The following is a 13,054-nucleotide window of genomic DNA, read 5'->3' as shown; positions in this document are numbered from 1 at the left end:
CTGCAGCTTAAAAGCCGTTGAGTTTGCGGTCCCGGGCCCATTCTTGCGGGGTAAATGCTTTGATCGACAGAGCATGAATGCGGTTGTCGGCAATGTATTCCATCAGCGGAGCGTAGACTGCCTGCTGTTTTTTTACCCGGCTCATGCCGTCAAACATCTCACCCACAGCAATAACCTGAAAGTGACTGCCATCGCCAGAGACGTGGACTTCCTGAAGGGAGAGTGCGTTCATCAGCACGGTCTGAATTTCATGATTTTCCATGGGTTCAAATTTTATCTGGTAGTGAAAATAGCCCAACATCTTAGAGGAAAGTGGCGCGGTCTTAAATAAGCAAAAAGCCCCATCGAAGATATTGATGGGGCTTTCAGGATAACCTCAGCAGTAACGCACTGAAAAACTATGGGATCATATCGGCGGGAAGGTTGTAAAGACTGACTAAAGTTTGCAGGTTGTCGCTCTTGCCAATCAGTTTCGCTTCCCGGCCCTGGTGGCGAATTAACGCCACAAAGTGCATCAGCAGCGCCAGGCCGGCGGTATCCACCCGGGTCAGCGCGCTCAGGTCGATAGTCGATACGCCATCGGTCGCTTGTGCACGGGCTTCCCAGAGCGGGACCAGCAGATCCTGGTCCAGCTCCCCGTGCAGCGCCAGTCGCTCGCCGTCGCGAGTCCAGCTCAGCTGCCCGGTCATTATTTTTTCTGTTCCAGAGTGATCGGCTGCGCGGAGATCGCTTTCAGTTGCGCGGTCAGGCCATCAACGCCTTTGGTGCGCAGCAGGTCGCTCCACTCGTTTTGTTTGGTGGTGATCATGCTCACCCCTTCGGCAATCATATCGTAAGCCTGCCAGTTACCGGTCTGGGTGTTTTTACGCCACTGGAAATCCAGGCGCACCGGAGGGCGGCCATTGGGATCGATGATCGTCACGCGAATAGGGATGATAGTTGCATCGCCCAGCGGTTGTTCCGGAGCAATTTGATAGGTTTGACCATGGTACATAGCCAGCGCCTGGCCGTAGGCCTGCTTCAGGTATTCACGGAAGGCGACAAAGTAGGCTTCGCGCTGCGCCGGGGTCGCATCTTTGTAATACCGGCCCAGCACCAGCGCGCCGGCATACTTCACCTGGACATACGGCATCAGCTCCTGGTCAACGATATCACGCAGATAGTTCGGGTTAGCCTGAATCTTCGACTGTTCATTTTTCAGACGATCGAAGGTCTTCTGCGCCGCTTCGTTCATCAGCTTATAGGGATTGGACTGATCCGCCGCCGTAGCAGCCGTCAAGGGAGCAATCACCAGCATGGCGATCATCATTAAACGTTTAAACATAGGGTGTCTCTCCTGAAATTAATGCGTCGTGGCGGCCGGTGGCGTCGCGCTAGTATGACTATCTGTCGCTGCCGAATCATCGCCAGAATTCTTATTGTCACTGCCCTTACTGCTATAAAGGAACTGACCAATCAGGTCTTCCAGAACCATGGCAGACTTGGTGTCCTGAATAGTGCTGCCATCTTTAAGGATAGACGTCCCCAGTTCCGGATCGTCGAAACCGATATTCAGCGCCAGATACTGTTCTCCCAGCAGACCTGAGGTACGAATAGCCAGCGAGCTGGAATCAGGAATATGGTTGTAGCTCTCATCAATATCGAGCGCGACCCGCGGCAGGTAGGTTTTCGGGTCAAGCGTAATATCCGCCACCCGGCCCACGACCACGCCGCCAATGCGGACCGGAGAACGCGCCTTCAGCCCACCAATATTGTCAAAGGTGGCATAGATACGATACGTCGGCTCGGTACGTAAAGAGGTCACGTTGGCGGCTTTGAGACAGACAAACAGCGCAGCCAGCAACGCAACCAGTAAGAACACACCTACCCAGATTTCACTTTTTTTCGTTTGCATGAACTCAATTCCCAAACATCAGCGCAGTCAGCACAAAATCCAGCCCCAGAACCGCCAGCGACGAATGCACCACGGTACGCGTCGTTGCCCGGCTAATCCCGGCGGAAGTGGGGATAGCGTCATAACCATTAAATAACGCAACCCATGTCACCGTAATGGCAAACACCAGACTCTTAATCAGGCAGTTAACCAGGTCCATTCGCCAGTCAACGGCATTTTGCATCGCGGTCCAGAAGAAGCCACTGTCGATACCCTTCCAGCTTACGCCCACCAGCGAACCGCCCCAGATACCCACGGCGACAAAAATAATGGTCAACAGCGGTAGCGAGATAACCCCGGCCCAGAAGCGAGGTGAAATCACGCGACGCAGCGGATCGACCGCCATCATTTCCATGCTGGAGAGCTGTTCGGTCGCGCGCATCAGGCCAATTTCCGCGGTCAGCGCTGAACCCGCACGCCCGGCAAACAGCAGCGCAGCGACCACCGGACCCAGTTCGCGCAGCAGGGATAGCGCCACCAGCATGCCTAAACTGGTTTCCGCACTATAGGTGGTGAGCACCAGATAGCCCTGCAGCCCCAGAACCATGCCGATAAACAGCCCCGACACGATGATAATCAGCATCGATAGCACGCCAACGTTGTAGAGCTGGCGAACCAGCAGCGGCGCATGCTTACGAAATTCCGGCTTGCCCACCACCGCATTGAAAAGCATTAATCCGGCACGCCCGAAAGCCGCGGTCGTTTTAATTCCCCGGTGTCCGAGTGATGCCAGCACGTTTAGCAGCATCAGTTGCTCGCTCCCTTGCCTAATAAATCATGCTGATAGTCACCGGCCGGATAGCGGAACGGTACCGGACCATCGGCAATACCATCAATGAACTGGCGAACCCGAGGGTCGCCGTTTTCACGCAGCGACTGCGCGCTGCCGTGAGCCACGATTTTTTTGTCCGCCACGATATACGCGTAATCAGCAATGCTCAGCACTTCTGGCACGTCGTGTGACACCACGATACAGGTCACGCCCAGCGTGCTGTTGAGTTCTGAAATCAGCTTGACCAGCACCCCCATGGTAATGGGATCCTGTCCGACAAACGGTTCGTCGAACATAATCAGGTCCGGCTCCAGCGCGATGGCTCTGGCCAGGGCGGCGCGACGCGCCATCCCGCCTGAGAGTTCAGAGGGCATCAATTTCGCCGCTCCGCGCAGCCCGACCGCTTCAAGCTTCATCATGACGGTCGTATGCAGTAGCGCCTCCGGCAAACGCGTATGTTCACGTAGCGGATAGGCTACGTTATTGAACACGTTCATATCGGTGAACAGAGCTCCGGACTGGAACAGCATGCTCATCCGCTTACGCACGGTATACAGGCGCGAGCGTGACATCTGCGGCACGTTTTCACCATCGAATAGAATCTCACCTTTATCCGGCGGGATCTGCCCGCCGATCAGGCGCAGCAGCGTCGTTTTACCGATCCCCGATGGTCCCATAATCGCCGTGATCTTACCGCGCGGTACTGACAGCGAGATATCGTCAAAGATGACGCGATCGCCGCGAGAGAAGCGGATACCGCGTACTTCGACCAAATTCGCCAGAGTTTGGCTCATAAAATCATCCTTACTAAACATCCCTCGGGCTAAGCATGGCGCGTACCTTCGCCACAAACCCAACATTTTTACAGAATCTTACCTGCCTGGGTTAGCGAAAGCTGGCATTTGTTTTACTTTTGACAAACATAAAGTCAAAATTAAGAATTCGTTACGCTGCAGATGGACCGGTACAGCGAATCGACGATTATACCTGAAGAAAGGACTTTAGATGCTCTTAGCGACGGCTCTGTTAATAATTGGTTTACTGCTGGTAGTTTACAGCGCCGATCGTCTGGTCTACGCCGCTTCAATACTTTGCCGCATGATAGGGATCCCCCCGCTCATTATCGGGATGACGGTGGTCAGTATCGGCACCAGCCTGCCGGAGATCATCGTTTCCGCCGCCGCGTCTCTGCACGGACAGACCGATCTGGCGATCGGCACGGCGCTCGGTTCCAATATTACCAATATATTATTAATACTCGGCCTCGCTGCCTTGTTGCGTCCATTTACCGTGCATTCTGATATCCTGCGCCGCGAGTTACCGCTAATGTTGCTGGTCAGTTTGCTGGCAAGCTTTGTGCTGTACGATGGGCAGCTGTCCCGAATGGACGGTCTTTTCTTACTGGCGCTCGCCCTGCTGTGGCTGCTGTTTACGATTAAAATCGCCCGGCTGGCGGAACGTCAGGGCAGCGATAGCCTGACCCGGGAACAGATGGCAGAGCTTCCACGAGAAGGTTCGCTTCCCGTGGCCCTGCTCTGGCTGGGCGTAGCCATGATTGTGATGCCTATGGCAACCCGAATGGTCGTGGATAATGCTACCGTGCTGGCAAACTACTTCGCTATCAGCGAGCTCACCGTCGGCTTAACGGTGGTGGCGATCGGCACCAGCCTGCCGGAACTGGCAACGACGATTGCCGGGGCACGAAAAGGGGAAGACGATATCGCTATCGGGAATATTATAGGCGCCAATATCCTGAATATCGCCCTGGTTCTCGGATTACCCGCACTGATCGCCCCGGGAGCGTTCGCACCTGAGGCCTTTACGCGCGACTACACCGTGATGCTGTTCGTCAGCGTGATATTCGCCCTGCTATGCTGGCGTCGCAAATGGCAACCCGGTCGCCTGGTCGGTGCGCTGCTGGTCGGCGGTTTTGTGGTTTGGTTGGCGATGCTGTACTGGGCAGCACCGCTCTTCGTTGAATGAATCGGGATAACACTATGTCGCAAATAGATTTGCCAACGGATTTTGACTTTCAACGGGTAGGACGCGAGGTCCTGGAAATTGAACGTGAAGGTCTGGCTCAACTCGATCAGTACATTAATGAAGATTTCACCCATGCCTGCGAGAAGATCTTCCGCTGCGCGGGTAAAGTCGTGGTGATGGGGATGGGCAAATCCGGCCATATCGGGCGTAAAATGGCGGCGACGTTTGCCAGCACCGGTACGCCGTCATTTTTCGTTCACCCTGGCGAAGCGGCCCACGGCGATTTAGGCATGGTGACGCCGAAGGATGTGGTTATCGCGCTCTCGAACTCCGGCGAGTCGAACGAGATCCTGGCGCTGATTCCGGTGCTCAAACGCCAGCAGGTTCCCCTTATCTGCATCACCAGCCGCCCGGAAAGCAGCATGGCGCGCGCGGCGGACATCCACCTTTGCGTGAAGGTACTGAAAGAAGCCTGCCCGTTAGGGCTGGCGCCCACCTCCAGCACCACCGCCGCGCTGGTGATGGGCGATGCGCTGGCGGTTGCTCTGCTGGAAGCGCGCGGCTTTACCGCTGAAGATTTTGCGCTGTCGCACCCTGGCGGCACACTGGGCCGTAAGCTGTTGCTGCGGGTCAATGATATTATGCATACCGGTGATGAAATCCCGCACGTCAATGTGCAGGCCACCTTGCGTGATGCGCTGCTGGAAATCACGCGTAAAAATTTAGGCATGACGGCTATCTGTGATGATGACATGAACATCATCGGTATTTTCACCGATGGCGACCTGCGCCGGGTATTTGATACCGGTGTCGATATGCGTAATGCCCGTATCGCTGACGTCATGACGCCGGGCGGCATTCGCATTCGCCCCGGTATTCTTGCCGTCGATGCGCTGAACCTGATGCAATCTCGCCATATCACCTGTGTGTTAGTTGCCGATGGCGACCGCCTGTTGGGTGTGGTACATATGCACGATCTCCTGCGCGCAGGCGTAGTGTAAGTAAGGATAAAATAATGAATAATGCTGATGCTCTGCAGGAAACCTGCTACGGGCCAGTAAGCCCTGAGTTTATCGATCGGGCGGCGAAGATCCGTTTATTGATTCTCGACGTAGACGGCGTGCTGTCCGACGGTCTTATCTACATGGGCAACAGCGGTGAAGAGCTGAAGGCGTTTAATGTTCGCGACGGTTACGGGATTCGCTGCGCGCTGACCTCAGGCATTGAAGTCGCGATTATTACCGGACGAAAAGCTAAACTGGTAGAAGATCGTTGTCAGACGCTGGGCATTACGCACCTGTATCAGGGGCAGTCCGATAAACTGCTGGCATTTCGCGAATTATTGAGCAAGCTGGCCGTTCGTCCGGACGAAGTGGCCTACATCGGCGATGATCTTATCGACTGGCCGGTGATGGCCGAGGTCGGCTTAAGCGTGGCAGTGGCGGATGCGCACCCGCTACTGATACCGCGAGCGGATTATGTTACCCGCATCGACGGTGGACGCGGGGCGGTACGCGAAGTCTGCGATTTGTTACTATTGGCGCAGGGCAAGCTGGATGAGGCCAAAGGGCAATCAATATGAGTAAAACCAGACGTTGGGTTATCATTTTACTATCGCTGGTCGCGCTTATTCTGATCGGCCTGAATCTGGCGGGTACGGACGATACCATTCAGCAAGAGATCGGTCCTGATGACCCGACCTATACCAGTGAACATACCGACACCGTTGTTTACAGCCCGGAAGGGGCGCTTAACTACCGCTTAATCGCTGAGCATGTGGAGTATTTTTCCGCCCAGGAAGTATCGTGGTTCACCAAACCGGTGATGACCACGTTTGATACCAACAAGGTACCCACCTGGTCTATCAAAGCGGATAAAGCCAAACTGACTAAAGATCGCATGCTGTATCTTTACGGAAACGTCGAGGTGGACGCGCTGAGCGCGGACTCTCAATTGCGCAAAATTACGACGGATAACGCCCAGATAAACCTGGTGACGCAAGATGTTACCTCTGATGACATGGTGACGTTGTACGGGACGACATTTAATTCCAGCGGCCTGAAAATGCGCGGAAATTTACGCAGCAAAACTGCCGAGCTGATTGAAAAGGTTAGAACCTCTTATGAAATTCAGAACAAACAAACTCAGCCTTAAGATTGCGCTCGCCAGCGCCTTACTGGCCGCCAGCCTGCCGGCACTGGCAAAAACCGGCGATACCGATCAACCGATTCACATCGAATCCGATCAGCAGTCACTGGATATGCAGGGTAATGTCGTTACCTTCACCGGTAATGTCGTCGTCACCCAGGGGACCATTAAAATCAACGCCGATAAGGTGGTGGTGACCCGTCCTGGCGGTGAAAAAGGTAAAGAAGTGATCGACGGTTACGGTAATCCGGCAACCTTCTACCAGATGCAGGACAACGGCAAGCCGGTGAAAGGCCGCGCGCAGAAAATGCACTATGAATTGCAGAATGATTTTGTGGTGCTGACCGGCAACGCGCACCTGGATCAGCTCGACAGCAACATCCAGGGCGACAAAATCACCTATCTGGTGAAAGAGCAGAAAATGCAGGCGTTCAGCAATAAAGGCGGACGCGTGACGACGGTTCTGGTTCCTTCGCAGCTGCAAGACAAAAGCACCAACCAGCAAAAGAAGGGTAACTAATTCGTTATGGCAACATTAACCGCAAAGAATCTCGCCAAGGCGTATAAAGGCCGCCGCGTGGTGGAAGATGTCAGTCTGACCGTCAACTCTGGCGAGATCGTTGGCCTCCTCGGGCCGAACGGCGCCGGTAAAACCACGACCTTCTACATGGTGGTCGGCATTGTACCGCGCGACGCTGGCAACATTATCATCGACGATGAAGATATCAGCCTGCTGCCGCTGCATGCCCGCGCGCGTCGGGGTATCGGCTATCTGCCGCAGGAAGCCTCCATTTTCCGCCGCCTGAGCGTGTACGATAATTTAATGGCGGTGTTGCAGATTCGTGACGATCTCAGCAGCGAGCAGCGTGAAGACCGCGCGAAAGAGCTGATGGAAGAATTTCACATCGAGCATCTGCGCGACAGCCTCGGTCAGGCGCTGTCCGGCGGTGAACGCCGCCGCGTTGAAATCGCCCGCGCGCTGGCCGCTAATCCGAAATTCATTCTGCTGGATGAGCCTTTTGCCGGGGTTGACCCCATTTCCGTTATTGATATCAAACGCATCATCGAGCATCTGCGCGACAGTGGTCTTGGCGTGCTGATCACCGACCATAACGTCAGGGAGACGCTGGCCGTCTGCGAACGCGCCTATATCGTCAGCCAGGGTCATCTGATCGCCCACGGCACCCCGCAGCAAATCCTTGAAGACGAGCAGGTTAAGCGCGTGTATCTTGGGGAAGACTTCAGACTCTGATAGGGTAGAGGTTACAGACGTTTTAGCCGGAGATATTAGCCCTGAATATGAAGCAAGGTTTGCAATTAAGGCTAAGCCAACAGCTTGCCATGACGCCACAACTGCAACAGGCTATTCGCTTGCTGCAGCTGTCCACGTTAGAACTCCAGCAAGAACTCCAGCAGGCGCTGGAGAGTAATCCGCTGCTTGAGCAAACCGATCTTCACGAAGAGGTAGAAACCAAAGAGGTCGAGGACCGCGAATCGCTGGACACCGTCGACGCTCTTGAACAAAAAGATATGCCGGAAGAGCTGCCGCTCGACGCCAGCTGGGATGAAATCTACACCGCTGGCACCCCGTCCGGAAACGGCGTTGACTACCAGGACGACGAACTGCCTGTCTATCAAGGCGAAACGACCCAAAGCCTGCAGGATTACCTGATGTGGCAGGTTGAACTGACGCCGTTTACCGACACCGACCGCGCCATCGCCACGTCGATTGTCGATGCCGTTGATGACACCGGCTATCTCACCATTCGGCTGGAAGATATTGTCGAGAGTATCGACGATGACGAAATTGGTCTCGAAGAAGTTGAAGCGGTGCTAAAGCGTATTCAGCGCTTTGACCCGGTCGGCGTCGCGGCAAAAGATCTGCGCGACTGTCTGCTGGTTCAGCTTTCCCAATATGCCAAAGAGACGCCGTGGCTGGATGAAGCGCGACTGATCATCAGCGATCATCTCGATCTGCTCGCCAACCATGATTTCCGCTCCCTGATGCGCGTCACCCGACTGAAAGAAGAGGTGCTGAAAGAAGCCGTTAATCTCATCCAGTCCCTCGATCCGCGCCCCGGTCAGTCGATCCAGACCAGCGAACCGGAATACGTCATTCCCGACGTACTGGTACGTAAGGTCAGCGGTCGCTGGGTAGTGGAGCTTAACTCCGACAGCATCCCACGCCTGAAGATTAATCAGCATTACGCGGCCATGGGCAACAGCGCGCGCAATGATGCAGACAGCCAGTTTATCCGCAGCAACCTGCAGGAAGCTCGCTGGCTGATCAAGAGTCTGGAAAGCCGCAATGATACGCTGCTGCGCGTCAGCCGCTGCATCGTCGAACAGCAGCAGGCCTTCTTCGATCAGGGTGAAGAGTTCATGAAACCGATGGTGCTGGCGGATATTGCTCAGGCCGTCGAAATGCATGAATCCACCATTTCACGCGTTACCACCCAAAAATATCTGCACAGTCCGCGCGGTATTTTTGAGCTGAAATATTTCTTTTCCAGCCACGTGAATACGGAAGGCGGCGGCGAGGCATCGTCGACGGCCATTCGTGCGCTGGTGAAGAAGTTAATCGCCGCGGAGAATCCCGCGAAGCCGTTGAGTGACAGTAAGCTGACCACCATCCTGTCCGAACAGGGTATCATGGTGGCACGTCGTACCGTCGCTAAGTACCGAGAGTCTTTATCCATTCCGCCATCTAACCAGCGTAAACAACTGGTTTGATACAACCGATAAGGAAGACACTATGCAGCTCAACATTACAGGACACAACGTCGAGATCACCCCTGCACTGCGTGAATTCGTTAATGCGAAGTTCAGCAAGCTGGAGCAGTTTTTCGACAGGATCAATCAGGTCTATATTGTGTTAAAAGTAGAGAAGGTGACGCAAATTGCGGATGCCAATCTGCATGTCAACGGTGGCGAAATCCATGCCAGTGCGGAAGGGCAGGATATGTATGCCGCTATCGATGGACTCATCGATAAGCTGGCAAGACAGTTAACAAAACATAAAGATAAACTAAAACAACACTAATTGTCCGGGCGCCGCCCTTGCCTGCTGCCGGCTTTCATCGGCGGCAGGCGAGGGGCGCGCTCAGGTGAAATTATGATGAACAACGATTCGGCTCTACAACTGAGCAACGTCCTTAACCAGGAATGTACCCGTAGCCAGGTTCACTGCCAGAGCAAAAAGCGCGCGCTGGAAATCATCAGTGAACTGGCAGCAAAACAGTTAGGTTTGCCACCGCAGGTGGTGTTTGAGGCGATCCTTACCCGCGAGAAAATGGGCAGTACCGGGATTGGCAACGGGATTGCCATTCCGCACGGCAAACTCGAAGAGGATACGCTGCGCGCCGTCGGCGTGTTTGTCCAGCTGGAGACTCCGATCGCCTTTGATGCCATCGACAACCAGCCGGTCGATCTGCTGTTTGCGCTTCTGGTCCCGGCTGACCAGACCAAAACCCATCTGCATACGCTGTCGCTGGTCGCAAAACGACTGGCGGATAAAACGATTTGCCGCCGCCTGCGCGCGGCGCAAAGCGATGAAGAGCTGTATGAGATCATCACCGAAGCAGGAAGCAACGATGACGTATAACGGCCGTCGCCCCCTACCCTTTATCGTACTGAGGAGAAACGGTACATGGTACTGATGATCGTCAGCGGCCGCTCAGGCTCGGGGAAATCCGTCGCTCTGCGGGCGCTGGAAGATATGGGCTTCTACTGCGTAGATAACCTGCCGGTAGTGCTGTTGCCTGAGCTGGCGAGATCGCTGGCCGACAGAAACATCTCTGCCGCCGTCAGCATTGACGTGCGTAACATGCCGGAATCGCCAGAGATCTTTGAACAGGCGATGAAAAATCTGCCTGAGGCATTTTCCCCTCAGCTGCTGTTCCTTGATGCTGACCGCAATACGCTGATCCGCCGCTACAGCGACACCCGTCGTCTGCATCCGCTATCAAGCAAAAATCTGTCGCTGGAAAGCGCGATTGACGAAGAGAGCGCCCTGCTGGAGCCGCTGCGTTCCCGCGCCGACCTGATCGTCGATACTTCAGAGATGTCGGTACATGAGCTGGCGGAAATGCTCCGTACCCGTCTGCTCGGCAAGCGCGAACGTGAGCTGACCATGGTCTTTGAATCCTTTGGCTTTAAGCACGGTATCCCGATTGATGCCGATTACGTCTTTGACGTACGCTTCCTGCCAAACCCGCACTGGGATCCGAAACTGCGTCCAATGACCGGTCTGGATAAACCGGTGGCCGCCTTCCTTGACCGGCACACGGAAGTTCACAATTTTATTTACCAGACCCGCAGCTATCTTGAGCTATGGTTACCGATGCTGGAAACCAATAATCGCAGCTATCTGACGGTGGCGATTGGTTGTACCGGCGGTAAACACCGTTCGGTCTACATTGCCGAACAGCTGGCTGATTACTTCCGCTCACGCGGTAAGAACGTGCAGTCTCGCCATCGGACGCTGGAAAAACGCAAATCATGACCGTAAAGCAGATCGTTGAAATCACCAATAAGCTGGGGATGCATGCCCGCCCGGCGATGAAGTTGTTTGAGCTGATGCAGAATTATGATGCGGAAGTCCTGCTGCGCAACGACGAGGGGACGGAAGCGGAAGCCAATAGCGTCATTGCCCTGCTGATGCTCGACTCAGCCAAAGGTCGGCAAATCGAGATTGAAGCCAACGGTCCGCAGGAAGTCGAGGCGCTGGCAGCGGTTATCGCGCTGTTCAACGCCGGTTTTGACGAAGACTAAGCATTCCCGCCTCTTCCCCGGCTGTACAACGCTGACCGGGGCTATTGTTTCTGCCGTGACCTCACTTCAGCTTGTTCGCCTGCATAAATCCGTCTCCGCCTAACTGACGCATCTGACGCAGGATCCACGCCTGCCGACTGCGGACATAGCCGGACGGCGCATCGGCGCGAAAGCGAATCGGGTTGGGCAATACTGCGGCCAGGAGCGCCGCTTCAGAAGCGGTTAACTTGCTCGCAGGCTTGTGAAAGTAGCGTCGGGATGCCGCTTCGACGCCGAACGTCCCTTCCCCAAATTCCGCGATATTCAGGTAGACGGTCAGAATCCGTTTTTTACTCCATACCGTCTCAATCCCTACCGTTAACCCTGCCTCCAGCCCTTTGCGCAACCAGCTGCGGCCATCCCACAAGAACAGGTTCTTCGCCGTTTGCTGCGAGAGCGTGGAGGCGCCGCGCACGCGGTTTTCCTGACGTTCATTGTGCGCCAGCGCTTTCTCTATCGCTGATACATCAAAACCCCAGTGTTCGGGGAATTTTTGATCCTCCGCAGCGATTGCCGCCAGCCCCATCCACGGCGAGATCTCGTCCATCCCGACCCAGTCGGAATGGGCGACATAATGAAAATCACCGCTCAGCCATGCGCCGATTTGTCGCTCGAGCATAACGGCTGAAAACGGCACCGGCAGTATGCTAAACAGCGCGATGCCGCCTCCCCAAAAGGCTGTCGCAATCAGCAGAATGCGCAATAAAAAGCGTTTAATCATTCGCAACGGGGCCGAACGCACGCTCATTCAGTCAGAACCAGCACGCGAGCCACCAGCTTCTCAATCCCGCTTGCCGCTTCCGCAATGTTCTGCGCCAGCATCCAGGCCGGGGTCGTCACCACCTTATGCTCTTCATCGACGACGATATCATCGACCGGGCAAGGAACGTGTTCTGCCCCCATCTCTTCCACCACCTCAGCGGTATCAAGATCGGTGCCGATGGTTATCCGCAGCGGGATCGGGAAAATTTTTGGCAGCAGCGCCGGGGCGATACACATAAAGCCCAGGGGCTTGCCCGCTTCATGCATCGCCAGCGTCAACGCCTTCAGGTCGCTATCGATCAGGCATTCGGCCCCTTGCGAGGCAAAATTGCTGAGGTTCTTCGCCGCGCCAAATCCGCCAGGGACAATCAGCGCATCCAGATCTTCCGCCCGGGCCGCCGCCAGAGGCTGGATATCGCCACGGGCAATACGCGCGGCCTCAACCAGAACGTTGCGGCTTTCGGCCATCGGCTCACCGGTCAGGTGGTTGATCACGTCCGTTTGCGCTTTATCCGGGGCGAAACAGAGGGCCTGTGCGCCGCTACGGGCGATCGCCAACAGGGTAATGACCGCTTCATGGATCTCCGTTCCGTCATAGACGCCACAGCCGCTCAATACCACGCCAATCTTTTTCATACTGCCAG

General features: G+C 55.2%; 19 protein-coding genes. 11 read left to right on the top strand and 8 right to left on the bottom strand.

All coding sequences use genetic code 11. From position 1 onward, the window contains the following. Positions 1 to 7: 7 nt before the first annotated feature. The 6 genes from ibaG to mlaF all read right to left on the bottom strand — a co-directional run bounded on the left by ibaG (position 8) and on the right by mlaF (position 3,499). Entirely contained in the window at positions 8 to 262 is a 255-nt protein-coding gene (ibaG, locus tag GRPL_RS18510; RefSeq protein ID WP_015585657.1) for a BolA family iron metabolism protein IbaG, read from the bottom strand. A gap of 136 nt (positions 263 to 398) precedes the next feature. Next, positions 399 to 689 (bottom strand): lipid asymmetry maintenance protein MlaB, encoded by a 291-nt coding sequence (gene mlaB / locus GRPL_RS18515; protein ID WP_032690572.1) that lies wholly within the window; start codon positions 687 to 689, stop codon positions 399 to 401. Next, positions 689 to 1,324, bottom strand: coding sequence for a phospholipid-binding protein MlaC (mlaC, locus tag GRPL_RS18520; protein WP_032690571.1), 636 nt, complete (start codon positions 1,322 to 1,324; stop codon positions 689 to 691). Before mlaC ends, mlaB begins: the two co-directional genes overlap by 1 nt. A gap of 18 nt (positions 1,325 to 1,342) precedes the next feature. After that, positions 1,343 to 1,894, bottom strand: a complete 552-nt coding sequence (mlaD, locus tag GRPL_RS18525) for an outer membrane lipid asymmetry maintenance protein MlaD (protein WP_032690570.1) — start codon at positions 1,892 to 1,894, stop codon at positions 1,343 to 1,345. Between the two features lie 4 nt (positions 1,895 to 1,898). Beyond that, positions 1,899 to 2,681 carry a lipid asymmetry maintenance ABC transporter permease subunit MlaE gene (gene mlaE / locus GRPL_RS18530; RefSeq protein ID WP_032690569.1) on the bottom strand — a complete coding sequence of 261 codons (783 nt, stop codon included), beginning with the start codon at positions 2,679 to 2,681 and terminating at the stop codon, positions 1,899 to 1,901. Beyond that, the gene (gene mlaF / locus GRPL_RS18535; protein ID WP_004868142.1) at positions 2,681 to 3,499 is read right to left on the bottom strand and encodes a phospholipid ABC transporter ATP-binding protein MlaF; all 819 of its coding nucleotides are present in this window, start codon (positions 3,497 to 3,499) and stop codon (positions 2,681 to 2,683) included. Before mlaF ends, mlaE begins: the two co-directional genes overlap by 1 nt. Before the next feature lie 211 nt (positions 3,500 to 3,710). On the opposite strand from mlaF, the gene GRPL_RS18540 reads away from it, so the two are divergent. The 11 genes from GRPL_RS18540 (at position 3,711) to npr (ending at position 11,609) form a co-directional block, all read left to right on the top strand. Then, a complete protein-coding gene (locus GRPL_RS18540) occupies positions 3,711 to 4,688 on the top strand; it encodes a calcium/sodium antiporter (protein ID WP_032690568.1) in 978 nt (325 codons plus the stop codon). Next, positions 4,685 to 5,689, top strand: a complete 1,005-nt coding sequence (kdsD, locus tag GRPL_RS18545; RefSeq protein WP_417657243.1) for an arabinose-5-phosphate isomerase KdsD — start codon at positions 4,685 to 4,687, stop codon at positions 5,687 to 5,689. The genes GRPL_RS18540 and kdsD overlap by 4 nt, the downstream gene beginning before the upstream one ends. A 14-nt stretch (positions 5,690 to 5,703) precedes the next feature. Beyond that, on the top strand, positions 5,704 to 6,270 hold the full coding sequence (gene kdsC / locus GRPL_RS18550) for a 3-deoxy-manno-octulosonate-8-phosphatase KdsC (protein ID WP_032690566.1): 567 nt from the start codon (positions 5,704 to 5,706) through the stop codon (positions 6,268 to 6,270). Next, complete coding sequence (lptC, locus tag GRPL_RS18555; RefSeq protein WP_032690565.1) at positions 6,267 to 6,842, top strand: LPS export ABC transporter periplasmic protein LptC; 576 nt, start codon at positions 6,267 to 6,269, stop codon at positions 6,840 to 6,842. Before kdsC ends, lptC begins: the two co-directional genes overlap by 4 nt. Further along, positions 6,811 to 7,356, top strand: a complete 546-nt coding sequence (lptA, locus tag GRPL_RS18560; protein ID WP_032690564.1) for a lipopolysaccharide ABC transporter substrate-binding protein LptA — start codon at positions 6,811 to 6,813, stop codon at positions 7,354 to 7,356. The genes lptC and lptA overlap by 32 nt, the downstream gene beginning before the upstream one ends. 6 nt (positions 7,357 to 7,362) lie before the next feature. Continuing rightward, positions 7,363 to 8,088 (top strand): LPS export ABC transporter ATP-binding protein, encoded by a 726-nt coding sequence (gene lptB, locus GRPL_RS18565; RefSeq protein WP_004206203.1) that lies wholly within the window; start codon positions 7,363 to 7,365, stop codon positions 8,086 to 8,088. Between the two features lie 47 nt (positions 8,089 to 8,135). Continuing rightward, the gene (gene rpoN, locus GRPL_RS18570; protein ID WP_032697433.1) at positions 8,136 to 9,569 is read left to right on the top strand and encodes an RNA polymerase factor sigma-54; all 1,434 of its coding nucleotides are present in this window, start codon (positions 8,136 to 8,138) and stop codon (positions 9,567 to 9,569) included. Positions 9,570 to 9,591: 22 nt separating this feature from the next. Then, positions 9,592 to 9,879 carry a ribosome hibernation promoting factor gene (gene hpf / locus GRPL_RS18575; protein ID WP_004868168.1) on the top strand — a complete coding sequence of 96 codons (288 nt, stop codon included), beginning with the start codon at positions 9,592 to 9,594 and terminating at the stop codon, positions 9,877 to 9,879. A gap of 72 nt (positions 9,880 to 9,951) precedes the next feature. After that, entirely contained in the window at positions 9,952 to 10,440 is a 489-nt protein-coding gene (gene ptsN / locus GRPL_RS18580; RefSeq protein ID WP_015585655.1) for a PTS IIA-like nitrogen regulatory protein PtsN, read from the top strand. Between the two features lie 45 nt (positions 10,441 to 10,485). Then, the gene (rapZ, locus tag GRPL_RS18585; protein ID WP_004868172.1) at positions 10,486 to 11,340 is read left to right on the top strand and encodes an RNase adapter RapZ; all 855 of its coding nucleotides are present in this window, start codon (positions 10,486 to 10,488) and stop codon (positions 11,338 to 11,340) included. Further along, on the top strand, positions 11,337 to 11,609 hold the full coding sequence (npr, locus tag GRPL_RS18590) for a PTS phosphocarrier protein NPr (protein WP_004868176.1): 273 nt from the start codon (positions 11,337 to 11,339) through the stop codon (positions 11,607 to 11,609). The genes rapZ and npr overlap by 4 nt, the downstream gene beginning before the upstream one ends. Positions 11,610 to 11,670: 61 nt before the next feature. On the opposite strand, the gene mtgA is transcribed toward npr, so the two are convergent. Both mtgA and elbB read right to left on the bottom strand, forming a co-directional pair. Further along, complete coding sequence (gene mtgA, locus GRPL_RS18595) at positions 11,671 to 12,396, bottom strand: monofunctional biosynthetic peptidoglycan transglycosylase (protein ID WP_032698727.1); 726 nt, start codon at positions 12,394 to 12,396, stop codon at positions 11,671 to 11,673. Next, positions 12,393 to 13,046, bottom strand: a complete 654-nt coding sequence (elbB, locus tag GRPL_RS18600) for an isoprenoid biosynthesis glyoxalase ElbB (RefSeq protein ID WP_032690561.1) — start codon at positions 13,044 to 13,046, stop codon at positions 12,393 to 12,395. The genes mtgA and elbB overlap by 4 nt, the downstream gene beginning before the upstream one ends. Positions 13,047 to 13,054: the final 8 nt, after the last annotated feature.

The sequence above is a fragment of the Klebsiella planticola ATCC 33531 genome (genome assembly GCF_000735435.1).
In the GTDB taxonomy this organism is placed as follows: domain Bacteria; phylum Pseudomonadota; class Gammaproteobacteria; order Enterobacterales; family Enterobacteriaceae; genus Klebsiella; species Klebsiella planticola.
This window is presented reverse-complemented; position numbering and strand designations above follow the sequence as displayed.